Origin of the sequence: Mitsuaria sp. PDC51, assembly GCF_900113225.1 — a bacterium.
Lineage (GTDB): Bacteria > Pseudomonadota > Gammaproteobacteria > Burkholderiales > Burkholderiaceae_C > Roseateles.
In genome coordinates, this window is sequence record NZ_FOZE01000002.1 from 601,319 (window position 1) to 614,237 (window position 12,919).

The window sequence follows — 12,919 nt, forward strand, 5'->3', positions numbered from 1 at the left end:
GAAAAACCGTTCACCACCGAGGGTTAGCGATGATCGCGCCGGGGCTCGGGCCCGGTGCAATAATCAATCCAACGAATGATTTGAGGTTGATTATGCTCGACCGTGAAGGCTTCCGGCCCAACGTCGGCATCATCCTGCTCAACCACAAGAACGAGGTGTTCTGGGGCAAGCGCATACGCACCCATTCTTGGCAGTTCCCCCAAGGGGGCATCAAGCATGGCGAAACGCCCGAGCAGGCGATGTTCAGAGAGCTGCATGAGGAAGTGGGCCTCACCGCAGACCACGTGCGCATCATCGCGCGCACCCGCGACTGGCTGCGCTACGAGGTTCCCGATCACTTCATCCGGCGCGACGCGCGCGGCCACTATCGCGGGCAGAAACAGATCTGGTTCCTGCTCCAGATGACCGGTCGCGACAGCGACATGAATCTGCGCGCGACCGACCACCCCGAGTTCGATGCCTGGCGCTGGAACGAGTACTGGGTGCCACTGGAAGCGGTGATCGAGTTCAAGCGCGGCGTCTATCAGATGGCGTTGACCGAACTCGCCCGCTTCCTGCCGCGGCTCAACCATCACAATCGCTATCTGCGGGCGGGCATGCGGCCGCCACCGCGCGGTGATCGGCATGGCGGGCCCAACGAGCAGGATCATCACCGGCACGACCGCGTCGACCCTCGGCCTCACGAGCAGGAAGTCGTCGCTCACGCCGCGGATGGTCATTCCCAGGAAGCCCGCGAGCGTCGCGATGCCGCCTCGCCGGTTGCCGCCCCCCAAACCGGTTCGGTGGAGCCGGCGAAGGACTGATCGGACCGGCGCCGCCCTGGAGGCGGCGGAGCGGGCAAGACAAAGGCGCCCTCGGGCGCCTTTCTTCTGGGTCGTGGTTGGATGCTCGCGCCGATCAATCAGCGCAGCACGAGGTTGTCGCGGTGGATCAGCTCGGGCTCGGCGGCGTAACCCAGCACCCGCTCGATGTCGAAGGACGGCTTGCGCGCGATCAGCCGCGCCTCGGCGCTGCCGTAGTTGGTCAGGCCGCGCGCCAATTCCTTGCCCGCCAGGTCGATGACCGCGATGACGTCGCCGCGATGGAACTCGCCGGACACCTCCTGCACGCCGATCGGCAGCAGGCTCTTGCCTTCGTCGCGCAGCTTGATTGCCGCGCCGGCATCGACGACCACCTTCCCTCGCAACTGCAGATGGTCGACCATCCACTGCTTGCGCGCCGCCAGCTTGGCGGTCGACGCCATCAGGGCCGTGCCGATCGACTCGCCGTGCGCCAGTCGCAGCAGCACGTCGGGCTCCCGGCCCCAGGCGATCACGGTGTTGGCGCCGCTGCTCGCCGCCCGCTTGGCCGCCAGGATCTTGGTGATCATCCCGCCCCGCCCGATGCTCGATCCCGCGCCGCCGGCCATCTCTTCCAGCTCGGGTCTGCCAGCGGTCGCGCGATCGATGAAGCGCGCGTTCGGGTCCTTGCGCGGGTCGGCGGAATACAGGCCCTTCTGGTCCGTCAGGATCACCAGGGCGTCCGCCTCGACCAGGTTCGCCACCAGCGCGCCCAGCGTGTCGTTGTCACCGAACTTGATCTCGTCGTTGACGACCGTATCGTTCTCGTTGATGACCGGCAGCACACGATGCTGCAGCAGCGCCAGCAAGGTCGAGCGCGCGTTCAGGTAGCGCTCGCGATCGGCCAGGTCGGCATGCGTCAGCAGCACCTGCGCGCTGGTGAGCCCCTGTTCGCGCAGCTTGGTCTCGTACATCTGCGCCAGGCCCATCTGGCCGACGGCGGCGGCGGCCTGCAACTCGTGCAGCTCCTTCGGCCGGCTGGCCCAGCCCAGGCGCTTCATGCCTTCGGCGATCGCGCCGCTGGAGACCATCACCACCTCGCGGCCCTCGCGGGCCAGTTCCGCCAATTGGCGGCACCAGTTGCCGATGGCCTCGGCGTCCACGCCTCGCCCCTCGTTGGTCACCAGGCTGGAGCCCACCTTCACGACGATCCGTCGCGCGTCCCGCAGGACACCAGTCAATTCGCCGTTCAGGTTGCCGTTGCTCATGCGATGGGAGGATGAGGGAGTCGTGGACCGAAGCCGGAAGTCAGGGCGATGCCGGAGACGCGTTCAGGGCAGCGGGTCGAAGCGCGGATCGCGTTCGGGCGGCTTCTCCGCCTTTTCCGCCTTGTCGGCCTTCTTGCCGCGCGGCGTCTTCGCGGGCGTCGCCCCGGCGGACTCCGCCTTCGCCGCCTTGATCACCTTGGCCTTGGCGGCGCGCGTCTTGCGCGTTTCCTGGAAGGCCTTGGGAGGATCGATCGTCGGCTCGTCGAAGCGCGCATCCGGGTCCTCGACCGGCGGCGCCTGGATCGCGGCGACGTGATCGTAGATGGCGCGGATCAACGGCTCGCAGCCCTCGCGCGTCAGCGCGGAGATCTCGAACACCGGCCCCTTCCACTTGTAGCGCTTGACGAAGTCCTTCACGCGGGCGGCGCGCTCCTCGGCCGGCACCATGTCCAGCTTGTTGAGCACCAGCCACCGCGGCTTCTCGTACAACGCCTCGTCGTACTTCTTCAGTTCCTTGACGATGGCCTTGGCCTCCGCGACCGGATCCACGTCGGGATTGAACGGCGCCAGGTCGACCACATGCAGCAGCACGCGCGTGCGCTGCAGGTGGCGCAGGAACTGGTGACCCAGGCCGGCGCCTTCGGCGGCGCCCTCGATCAGGCCCGGGATGTCGGCGATGACGAAGCTCTTCTCCGGCCCGACGCGCACCACGCCCAGGTTGGGATACAGCGTGGTGAAGGGGTAATCGGCAATCTTGGGGCGGGCATTCGAGACGGCCGCGATCAGCGTCGACTTGCCGGCGTTGGGCTGGCCGAGCAGGCCGACGTCGGCCAGCACGCGCAGTTCCATCTTGATCTTCTTGACCTCGCCCGGCCAGCCGGGCGTCTTCTGACGCGGCGCGCGGTTGGTCGAGGTCTTGAAATGCAGGTTGCCGAAGCCGCCATCGCCGCCCTTGGCCAGCAGCACCGGCACATCGGGCTCGAGCAGCTCCGCGATGATCTCGTCGGTCTCGAGGTCCCGCACGATGGTGCCGACCGGCACCTTCAGCATGATGTCCTCGGCGGCGGCGCCGAACTGGTCCGAACCCCGGCCCGCTTCGCCGTTGCGCGCCTCGTGGCGCCGCGCATAGCGGTAGTCGATCAACGTATTGAGGTTGCGATCGGCCACCGCATAGACGCTGCCGCCGCGGCCGCCGTCGCCCCCGTCCGGACCGCCGAAGGGAATGAACTTCTCGCGGCGGAAACTGGCGCAGCCCGCACCGCCGTTGCCGGCGGCGATATCGATGGTGGCTTCGTCAACGAACTTCATGGATGGCCTTCAGTCCCGGAGCGGGGCTATCGTAATTCAGGCCCCCGCGCTCCCGCGCGAGGACATGCTTTGAATCGGAGCGAGTCAGGTTTCGCCGGAACTCGCGGTCGGCGCGGGAACCCTAAGTCACGGGCCCCGAAAAAACAAAGCCCCGGACGAAGCCGGGGCTCTGGGTCCGCCGGAAGCGGAAGACCAGGTCTTCCGCCCGCGGCGTCAGGACATCAACGCGCTCAGGCCGCCGTGACGACGACGGTGGAGCGGCTGTTTTCGCCCTTGACGGTGAAGGACACCGTGCCGTCGATCAGCGCGAACAGCGTGTGGTCCTTGCCCATGCCCACGTTGGTGCCGGCGTGGAACTTCGTGCCGCGCTGGCGGACGATGATCGAGCCTGCCGAGACGGTCTGGCCGCCGTACACCTTGACGCCAAGCATCTTCGGCTTCGAGTCGCGGCCGTTTCGTGTCGAGCCGCCGCCCTTTTTCTGTGCCATGGATTACTCCTTGATCAGATTGCGAGTGAGTCGAGGATCAGCCGTTGACCGCGCTGATTTCCAGCTCGGTGAACGTCTGGCGATGGCCTTGGCTCTTCTTGTAGTGCTTGCGACGACGCAGCTTGAAGATGCGCACCTTGTCGTGCTTGCCATGAGCCACCACGGTGGCCTTGACGCTGGCGCCAGCAACCAAGGGAGTCCCGATCTTGAGGTCCGCGCCGTTTCCGACGGCCAGCACCTGGTCAATCACGATCTCTTGGCCAACTTCCGCAGCAATCTGTTCTACCTTGATCTTTTCGCCAGCAGCAACCTTGTATTGCTTGCCACCGGTTTTTATGACCGCGTACATATCAGCCCTTTCACATGCGAGCGATCCACGAAGCGCCATGAGGCACCCTGCCGACCGCCCAAGAAAAAACACCGCATGGAGATGCGGAGCCCGAGAATGTAGCACAGGCACCCCTGTTGATGCAAACCCTGAGACGCGCCCAAGCCCGCAGCCATCGGGCTTCGCGGCCGGCGGAGCGTCCGGATGCGCACTCCGCCACGGGTCGTCACGGCGCTGCCCAGCCGCGCGGGTGCGCAAGAGCGCGTGGCTCGGCCAGCGCCTCGCGCGGGCCTTCCTATAATCCGCGCTTCCCCTCACCGTGAGTCCAGAGTGCAACCCATTGCCTCTACCCCTGTTGCCGAGGTCCTCGAGGCGCTGAATGCGCAGATGAACGAAGTCGATGCCGTGATCGCGCAGCGGCTTCGATCGGACGTCGCGCTGATCAACCAGATTTCCGCGTACATCATTCACGCTGGCGGCAAGCGGATGCGGCCCAAGCTGGTGCTGATGTTCGCCAACGCGCTGGGCGCCGACTCCCCCGCCAGCCGCGAGCTCGCGGCGGTCGTCGAATTCATCCACACCGCGACCCTGCTTCACGACGATGTCGTCGACGAGTCCGCGCTGCGCCGCGGCAAGCAGACGGCCAACGCGCTGTTCGGCAACGCGGCCAGCGTGCTGGTGGGCGACTTCCTGTATTCGCGCGCCTTCCAGATGATGGTGTCGGTGAATCGCATGCGCGTGCTCGAGGTGCTGGCCGATGCGACCAACGTCATCGCCGAAGGCGAAGTCCTGCAGCTCATGAACATGCATGACCCGGACGTTGCGGTCGACAGCTATCTGCGCGTCATCCGCTACAAGACGGCCAAGCTGTTCGAGGCCAGCGCGCGCCTGGGCGCGGTGCTCGCCGATGCGCCCCCCACCCTGGAGGAAGCCTGCGCCGGATACGGCCGCTCGCTGGGCACCGCCTTCCAGCTGATCGACGATGCGCTGGACTATGAGGGCACCAGCGATTCACTGGGCAAGAACGTCGGGGACGACCTGCGCGAAGGCAAGCCCACGCTGCCACTGCTGATCGCCATGGAACGCGGGACCGACGACGACCGCGCCCTGATCCGCCACGCGATCGAGCATGGCGAGGTGGAACGGCTGCAGGACATCGTCGCGATCGTGCGCCGCACCGGCGCACTGGAGGCGACCCGCGAGGCCGCCCGCGCGGAAGTCGCACAGGCGCGACAACATTTGTCGGCGCTCCCCCTTTCCAAGTGGAAAGAAAGCCTGCTAGAATTTGCGGCTCAGTCGGTAGAGAGAAGTTCTTGAACAAACTCTCGATCGAATGACCAAAACGGGGTGTAGCTTAGCCTGGTAGAGCGCTACGTTCGGGACGTAGAGGCCGGAGGTTCGAATCCTCTCACCCCGACCAGGATTCAAAAAGGCCCAAGTGGATCGACCACTTGGGCTTTTTCCTTTTCGGCGCTCCGCGTCGACGCATTCAGCACCTTGCGCCGCCACCCTCGCACCGGGTTCCGCGGCAGATCCCAGGCCCCTGCTACCGAAGACAGCACCAACATCGCACCGTTGGGAATCGGACAGGACATGCCCCCGTCCGCTCCCTACATTCACCCTGCGGCAACGGCCTGCGACGGGCGCATATCCAGGGTCAGCCGGCAGCGCCGTCCGCACTGCCAAGGATCTGATCATGCAAGGCTCCCGCCCCTCCTTCTCGTTGCCCGGCCCCGATGCCGGCACTCCCTCCCGCATGCTTGTCGCAGCGCTGATCGCCACGGCATTCACCCCCCACGAGGCCTTCGCGGCATGCACCGGCACGGCCGGCGCCTGGCTGCAAGCGAGCGACGGCACAACTTGCACCGCCAGCGGCAGCTACTCGAGCACCGGCGCCGCTTCCGGCATGGGCGCCCTGTCCTCGGTTGGCGGCGGCGTGATCAATGCCGCGACCGCCACCACCGTGACCCTGTCGAGCAACGGCCGTTCCGGCGCCTACGCGACCGGCGCCGGCTCGCAGGTCAACTTGCGGGGAGGCGCCACCATCAGCCGCGCCCCCACCGGCAGCGGCAATCAGGGTCTCGTCGCTGATGGCGGCGCGACCCTCACGGTCGACGGGCCGTTGACGATCACGCTGCCCAACGGTTCGGGCAACCACGGCGTCCTGGTCCAGGACGCCGGCAGCACGATCACGCTCAATGGCACGACCCAGATCACCATGGGTCGCGGCAGCGCCTACTCGCCGGGCCTGCGCGCCATTGGCGGGACATTGATCGTCAACGGCGATGTGACCGTCAGCACCGCGGGCGATTCGAGATCCGACGCCGTTGTCGCCGACACCGGCGGAACCGTCACGCTGAACGGCGCAGCGAACCTCAGCACCAGTGGCCTCCAGGCCTCGGGCCTGAAAGTGAAGACGGCGGGAACCATCACCTACAACGGCCCGACCACGATCACCGTCAGCAGCCTCAATGGATCCGGCATCCGGACGGTGACCGCGGGCATCGTGAATGCCGGCGCTTCCTCGACCACCACGATCGATGTCAGCGGCGTCAATGGGCAAGGCGTCTCGGCAAGAGACATCGGGTCGCAGGTGAACCTGGCCGGCGCGGTGACGATCAATGTCACCGGCGTCACGCGGGCAGATGTTCCGGCCGGCAACCCGGAGTCCTACGCGGCCGGTCTGCTGGCCGACCTGGGCGGCGCCATCAACGCGACGGGAGCGCTGCATGTCGCCACGAACGACGCCACCAGCTTCGGCGCGCTGCTCGTCGCCGACAACGCCGCGATCGCAGCCACCGGCGGTGGCACGATCAGCGCGGCGGGCACCGCCATCGGTTTCGCGCCGGGCGCTTCCCAGCAGGCCCGCTTCGACCGCTTCGTCATTACCAACGCGTCGGGCGACCTCGTTCGCGCCGAGGGCGCCGCCGGCGGCGCGCTGACCCTGAACGACAGCACGGCCACCGCCATCGCGGGAAGCAACGTGATCAGCGCCGTCAACGGCAGCACGTTCACCGCAACGGCAAGTCGCAGCACCTTGAACGGCAACCTCGCCGCCGATGCCTCCAGTGTCCTGAACGCCCGCCTGCTCGAGTCGTCGCGTCTCGCCGGCAGCATCGCGGGAGCCCATCTCGTCGTCGACGGCACCAGCCAGTGGACGATGACCGCCAACTCCACGTTGAGCGGACTCGATCTCGCCGGCCACATCGCCACCCCCGGCCCCGGGCAGGTCTTCACCCCCCGCACCCTGACCGTCGCGGGCAACTGGGCCGGCCAGGGCGGCACGGTGCAGTTGCACACCGCGCTGGGCAGCTCTGACTCGCAGACCGACCGCATCGTGGTCGATGGCGGCACGGTGAGCGGCAGCACCACGCTGCGGATCACCAACGTCGGCGGCCTGGGCGCCCCGACCACCGGAGACGGCATCCGGATCGTCGAGGCGATCAACGGGGCCACGACGACGGCCCAGACCAGCAAGGACGCCTTCACGCTGGACGGCGGTCATGTGGACGCCGGCGCGTACAGGTACAGGCTCCGGGCGGCCGATGCGACTGGCGCCGGCGAAGACTGGTATCTGCGCTCGACCTACCGGACCGATGCGGCGCTCTTTGCCGCATTGCCGGCGCAACTGCGCCAGGCGGACCTGGCCATGCTGGGCAACCTGCACCGGCGCATGGGCGACGACACCGGCGACGCCGGTCGTCGCGCCTGGGCTCGCGCCGTCTACAGCGACCTCGACATCCGCCAGGCCGGCGACATCGCCCCGCGGAGTCAGGGACACGTCTCCGGCCTGCAGGCCGGCACTGACCTGCTGGTGAACGGCGCCTGGCGCGCGGGCGTCTTCCTCGGCCTGATGGACGGTCGGACCGACGTGGACGGCCAACTCGGGGGCAGCCAGGAGCGGGCCGGCAGCACCGGCCTGCAGTCGCGCCATCTCGGTGGCTACGCGACCTGGAGCGGTCCGAATGGCTTCTATGCCGATGGCGTGCTCCAGTTCGGCCGCCATCGCTACAGCATGCGTCCGGAGGACGACACCAACTCGACCGCCCGCGCCCGTGGCGTCACGGTCTCCCTCGAAGCCGGCAAGTCGCAACCCGTCGCTGCCGGATGGAGCCTCGAGCCCCAAGCGCAGGTGATCTATCAGGCGAGCCGCTTCGACGACGCACAAATCAGCGGCGCCACCGTGCAGCAACAACCGCAGGGCCGATGGACGGGCCGGCTGGGCCTGCGCCTCAAGGGCGACGTCGCCACCGGCGCCGGCCGCCTGCAACCCTACGCGCGCCTCAACCTGTACCGCACGAGCGGCGGACACGACCTCACGCGGTTCGTCGGACCGGCATGGACGACTGACCTCGCCACCGGCACCAGCGCCAGCGCTGCAGAGCTCGCGGCCGGCTTCACGCTGACCCTTTCGCCGACGGCCAGCGCCTACGGCGAAATGGGCCACGTGGCGGCGATCGGCGGCGAGTCGCGTTTCAGCTCGTCGCTGCAGGGCAGCGTGGGGCTGAAACTCCGCTGGTAGCCTTCCCGCCTTCGCACATTTCCCGCTCAATTTCCAGTGCCCAACGCCGAAATTGCACGGAGCGTCTGACTTCAGTGAATGCCCGGGGCATCCCCGGCGTCACCCCTTCGTTCAAGGGGGTAAAGTGAGAGGTCGTTCCGGCGCCAGCGCCGGGCATCAGGCAAGACCCAACCGATGGCGATATCCGTGGACACCACATTGGCCGAACCCCCTCAGTCCGCCCTGTCCGGCGTTGCCCGCGTGCTGGTGCATGCCGGCAAGCTCAAGCCGCAGGCCGCCGAGGACCTGGTCAAGCTGGCGCGGGAGAAGAAGACCAGCTTCGTCAACGCGGTCATGGCATCGGGGACCGTGTCGCCCTCGGACCTGGCCCATACGCTCTCGCACGCGCTGGCGCTGCCGCTGCTGGACCTGAACGCGGTCGACGCGCACAAGCTCCCGCAGAACATCATCGACGCCAAGCTGGCCACCCAGTACCAGGTCGTCGTGCTGGCACGGCGGGGCAACCGGCTCTTCATCGGCGGCGCCGATCCGACGGAGCAGGAGGCGGTCGAACGCATCAAGTTCGCGACCCAGCTGACCCCCGAATGGATCATCGTCGAGCACGACAAGCTCGCGAAGCTGCTGGGCATCACGGCCGCGTCGACGGCCGAGGCGCTGGAGGCGATCTCCGGCGAGGACTTCGACTTCGACATCGCCGAGGAAGACGCCCCGCCGCCGGAAGAGTCGCAGGACATCACCGACGTGGAGGACGCGCCGGTCGTGCGCTTCCTGCAGAAGATGCTGGTCGACGCCATCAACATGCGGGCATCGGACCTCCACTTCGAGCCGTTCGAGTACCACTACCGCGTGCGCTTCCGCGTCGACGGCGAACTGCGCGAGATCACCCAGCCGCCGATCGCGATCAAGGACAAGCTGTCCTCGCGCATCAAGGTCATCTCGCGGCTGGACATCTCCGAACGCCGTGTCCCGCAGGACGGCCGGATGAAGCTGAAGTTCGGCTCCAAGGCCATCGACTTCCGGGTCTCGACGCTGCCGACGCTGTTCGGTGAAAAGATCGTGATCCGGATCCTGGACCCGTCGTCGGCGAAGCTGGGCATCGAGGCGCTGGGCTACGAGAAGATCGAGAAGGAGCGGTTGCTGCAGTGCATCCACCGCCCCTACGGGATGATCCTGGTCACCGGGCCGACCGGCTCCGGCAAGACGGTGTCGCTGTACACCTGCCTGAACATCCTGAACCAGCCCGGCACCAACATCTCGACCGTCGAGGACCCGGCGGAAATCAACCTGCCCGGCATCAACCAGGTCAACGTCAACGACAAGGCGGGACTGACCTTCTCCGCGGCGCTCAAGGCCTTCCTGCGCCAGGATCCCGACATCATCATGGTCGGTGAGATCCGCGACCTGGAAACGGCCGACATCGCCATCAAGGCGGCGCAGACCGGCCACATGGTGATGTCGACGCTGCACACGAACGACGCGCCCACCACCCTCACGCGTCTGCTGAACATGGGCGTGGCCCCGTTCAACATCGCCTCTAGCGTCCTGCTGATCACCGCCCAGCGCCTGGCCCGGCGGCTGTGCGAAAACTGCAAGGCGCCGGCCGAGTACCCCCGCGAGGCGCTGGTCCGCGCCGGGTTCGCCGAAGAGGAACTCGACGGCAGCTGGAAGCCCTATCGCGCCGTTGGCTGCTCGAATTGCAACAATGGTTATCGAGGCCGTGTCGGTCTTTACCAAGTGATGCCCATCAGCGAGGCGATTCAGCGGATCATCCTGTCCGAGGGAACGGCCATGGACATCGCCGAGCAGGCCCGCGCGGATGGCGTGCGGGACTTGCGGCAGTCCGGGCTGGTCAAGGTCCGGGCGGGCGTCACGACACTGGAAGAGGTGCTGGCGGCCACCAACGAATGACACCGGCGACCTGACGCGGCGTCCTCGGACGCCGCGTTCGCGCGTCTGGCGTCTGGCCACCGGGACCGTTCGAACGAATCAAAGATTGGGAGCGCCAGTCCCCTGGCGCGACGGCAGGAGGTGATATGGCGACGACCACCGCAAGCGGCAAGAGCGCGACCAGCAAGAACATCAAGGAATTCGTCTTCGAGTGGGAAGGCAAGGACCGCAACGGCAAGATCGTGCGCGGCGAGATGCGCGCTGGCGGCGAAGCCGTCATCAGCGCCTCGTTGCGGCGCCAGGGCATCCTGGTCACCAAGGTCAAGAAGCGGCGCAGCTCGGGCGGCAAGTCCATCAAGCAGAAGGACATCGCCGTCTTCACGCGCCAGCTGGCGACGATGATGCGCGCCGGCGTGCCGCTGCTGCAGGCCTTCGACATCGTCGCCCGGGGCAGTCCCAACCCCCGCCTGACCAAGCTGCTGACCGACATCCGCCAGGACGTCGAGACCGGCACCTCGCTGTCGGCGGCCTTCCGCAAGCATCCGCTCTACTTCGACGCGCTGTACTGCAACCTGGTCGAGGCCGGCGAGCAGGGCGGTATTCTCGAAGCGCTGCTGGACCGCCTGGCCATCTACCAGGAAAAGACCGTCGCGCTGAAGGGCAAGATCAAGTCGGCGCTGACCTATCCGATCGCGGTGCTGGTGGTGGCCTTCGTCGTGACGGCAGTCATCATGATCTTCGTGATCCCGGCCTTCAAGGACGTGTTCAAGTCCTTCGGCGCCGACCTGCCCGCGCCGACGCTGTTCGTGATGGCCATGTCCGAGATCTTCGTCGCCTACTGGTGGCTGATCTTCGGCGTCATCGGCGGCGGCCTGTACTTCTTCTTCCAGAGCTGGAAACGCTCGGAGAAGATGCAGAAGTTCATGGACCGGCTGCTGCTGAAGATTCCCGTCTTCGGCCAGCTGATCTACAAGTCGGCGGTGGCGCGCTGGACGCGCACGCTGGCGACGATGTTCGCCGCGGGCGTGCCGCTGGTGGAAGCGCTGGACTCGGTGGGCGGCGCCTCCGGCAACGCGGTGTTCGTCGAGGCGACCGAGAAGATCCAGCGTGACGTGTCCACCGGCGCGTCGCTGACGACCTCGATGCAGACGACGGGGATCTTCCCGGTGATGGTTCTGCAGATGTCCTCGATCGGCGAGGAGTCCGGCTCGCTGGACCACATGCTCGGCAAGGCCGCCGACTTCTACGAAGAAGAAGTGGACGATGCGGTGAAGGCGCTGTCCAGCCTGATGGAACCCATCATCATCGTGTTCCTGGGCACGCTGATCGGCGGCATCGTGATCTCGATGTACCTGCCGATCTTCAAGCTCGGCGCGGTGGTGTAAGTGCTGGACCAGAGCCTGCTGGAAGCGCTGCTGTCGCCCGCTTACCTCGGCCTGATCGGCCTGTGCGTCGGCAGCTTCCTGAACGTGGTCATCTACCGGATGCCGGTGATGCTGCATCGGACCTGGCTGTCCGATTGCGCGGACCAACTGGCCCAGGAAGACGACCTGCGCACCCACGCGGGGCTGGATGAGGCCAGGGCCAGGCAACTGGCCGCCTCCGTCGCCCCCTTGCGGGACGCCCTGGACCGCCAGCCCGCGTTCTCGTTGATCCGGCCGGCCTCCCGTTGCCCGCATTGCGGTCACGCCCTGCGCTGGCACGAGAACCTGCCGCTGCTGGGCTGGCTGCGTCTGGGCGGGAAGTGCGCGGCCTGCAAGGCACCGATCTCGCCGCGGTATCCCTTCGTCGAACTGCTGACCGGCCTGCTGTTCGCCGGTATCGCCTGGCGCCTGGGCCCGCAACCGAGCGCCTTGCTCTATTGCGGCTTCGCGGCGGCGCTGGTGGCGCTGGCGGGGATCGACTGGGACACGACGCTGCTGCCGGACAGCATCAACCAGCCCCTGCTGTGGGCCGGACTGGTCGCCGCGCATGCGGGCTGGATCCCGGTGTCCCTGCCGAACGCGCTGATCGGCGCGCTGGCCGGCTACCTGTCGCTCTGGTCGATCTACTGGATCTTCAAGCTGGCCACCGGCAAGGAAGGCATGGGCTACGGCGACTTCAAGCTGCTGGCCGCCCTGGGCGCGTGGCTGGGTTGGCAGATGGTGCTGCCGGTCGCGCTGTTCGCCTCGCTGATCGGTGCGGTGGTCGGCATCGCGCTCAAGCTGCGCGGCGGCTTGCGCGAGGGCCGCTATGTCCCGTTCGGCCCGTTCCTGGCGGGCGGCGCGCTCGCGGTGCTGCTGATCGGCACCGCCGAAGTCACCGCCTGGCTCGGTCTGCAGGCGATCTGATCCCGTCCG

The 12,919-nt window shown here is 67.1% G+C and carries 10 protein-coding genes and 1 tRNA gene; 7 read left to right on the plus strand and 4 right to left on the minus strand.

From position 1 onward, the window contains the following. The first annotated feature begins 92 nt into the window (after positions 1–92). A complete protein-coding gene (locus tag BM393_RS14085) occupies positions 93–803 on the plus strand; it encodes an RNA pyrophosphohydrolase (protein WP_175538344.1) in 711 nt (236 codons plus the stop codon). Positions 804–901: 98 nt separating this feature from the next. Here the strand turns inward: BM393_RS14085 and proB are convergent, their stop codons facing one another. The 4 genes from proB to rplU form a co-directional block, all read right to left on the minus strand. Continuing rightward, positions 902–2,047, minus strand: coding sequence for a glutamate 5-kinase (proB, locus tag BM393_RS14090; protein WP_091727132.1), 1,146 nt, complete (start codon positions 2,045–2,047; stop codon positions 902–904). Positions 2,048–2,110: 63 nt separating this feature from the next. Then, positions 2,111–3,355, minus strand: coding sequence for an Obg family GTPase CgtA (gene cgtA, locus BM393_RS14095; protein WP_175538345.1), 1,245 nt, complete (start codon positions 3,353–3,355; stop codon positions 2,111–2,113). A gap of 230 nt (positions 3,356–3,585) precedes the next feature. Further along, positions 3,586–3,843, minus strand: a complete 258-nt coding sequence (gene rpmA / locus BM393_RS14100) for a 50S ribosomal protein L27 (RefSeq protein ID WP_091727137.1) — start codon at positions 3,841–3,843, stop codon at positions 3,586–3,588. A 37-nt stretch (positions 3,844–3,880) separates the two neighbouring features. Then, positions 3,881–4,192 (minus strand): 50S ribosomal protein L21, encoded by a 312-nt coding sequence (gene rplU / locus BM393_RS14105; RefSeq protein WP_067065598.1) that lies wholly within the window; start codon positions 4,190–4,192, stop codon positions 3,881–3,883. A 366-nt stretch (positions 4,193–4,558) separates the two neighbouring features. Between rplU and BM393_RS14110 the strand changes: the two genes are divergently transcribed. The 6 genes from BM393_RS14110 (at position 4,559) to BM393_RS14135 (ending at position 12,910) form a co-directional block, all read left to right on the plus strand. Continuing rightward, positions 4,559–5,488, plus strand: a complete 930-nt coding sequence (locus BM393_RS14110; protein WP_091727143.1) for a polyprenyl synthetase family protein — start codon at positions 4,559–4,561, stop codon at positions 5,486–5,488. 26 nt (positions 5,489–5,514) lie between these two features. Then, a tRNA-Pro gene (locus BM393_RS14115) sits at positions 5,515–5,591 on the plus strand. A 276-nt stretch (positions 5,592–5,867) separates the two neighbouring features. After that, positions 5,868–8,693 carry an autotransporter outer membrane beta-barrel domain-containing protein gene (locus BM393_RS14120; RefSeq protein ID WP_141225335.1) on the plus strand — a complete coding sequence of 942 codons (2,826 nt, stop codon included), beginning with the start codon at positions 5,868–5,870 and terminating at the stop codon, positions 8,691–8,693. Between the two features lie 174 nt (positions 8,694–8,867). Next, positions 8,868–10,601 carry a type IV-A pilus assembly ATPase PilB gene (pilB, locus tag BM393_RS14125; protein WP_091727150.1) on the plus strand — a complete coding sequence of 578 codons (1,734 nt, stop codon included), beginning with the start codon at positions 8,868–8,870 and terminating at the stop codon, positions 10,599–10,601. Positions 10,602–10,726: 125 nt separating this feature from the next. Continuing rightward, positions 10,727–11,965: a type II secretion system F family protein gene (locus BM393_RS14130; RefSeq protein ID WP_091727152.1), complete on the plus strand. Its 1,239-nt coding sequence runs from the start codon at positions 10,727–10,729 to the stop codon at positions 11,963–11,965. 3 nt (positions 11,966–11,968) lie between these two features. Beyond that, positions 11,969–12,910, plus strand: a complete 942-nt coding sequence (locus BM393_RS14135) for an A24 family peptidase (RefSeq protein WP_254783515.1) — start codon at positions 11,969–11,971, stop codon at positions 12,908–12,910. The last annotated feature ends 9 nt before the right edge of the window (positions 12,911–12,919 follow it).

What these genes read in the sequence shown, in the direction of transcription:
- rpmA (WP_091727137.1), bottom strand. Translation starts at nt 3,843, where the DNA reads ATGGCACAGAAAAAGGGCGGCGGCTCGACACGAAACGGCCGCGACTCG.
- proB (WP_091727132.1), bottom strand. Translation starts at nt 2,047, where the DNA reads ATGAGCAACGGCAACCTGAACGGCGAATTGACTGGTGTCCTGCGGGAC.
- BM393_RS14120 (WP_141225335.1), top strand. Translation starts at nt 5,868, where the DNA reads ATGCAAGGCTCCCGCCCCTCCTTCTCGTTGCCCGGCCCCGATGCCGGC.
- BM393_RS14130 (WP_091727152.1), top strand. Translation starts at nt 10,727, where the DNA reads ATGGCGACGACCACCGCAAGCGGCAAGAGCGCGACCAGCAAGAACATC.
- BM393_RS14085 (WP_175538344.1), top strand. Translation starts at nt 93, where the DNA reads ATGCTCGACCGTGAAGGCTTCCGGCCCAACGTCGGCATCATCCTGCTC.
- BM393_RS14110 (WP_091727143.1), top strand. Translation starts at nt 4,559, where the DNA reads ATGAACGAAGTCGATGCCGTGATCGCGCAGCGGCTTCGATCGGACGTC.
- pilB (WP_091727150.1), top strand. Translation starts at nt 8,868, where the DNA reads ATGGCGATATCCGTGGACACCACATTGGCCGAACCCCCTCAGTCCGCC.
- rplU (WP_067065598.1), bottom strand. Translation starts at nt 4,192, where the DNA reads ATGTACGCGGTCATAAAAACCGGTGGCAAGCAATACAAGGTTGCTGCT.
- cgtA (WP_175538345.1), bottom strand. Translation starts at nt 3,355, where the DNA reads ATGAAGTTCGTTGACGAAGCCACCATCGATATCGCCGCCGGCAACGGC.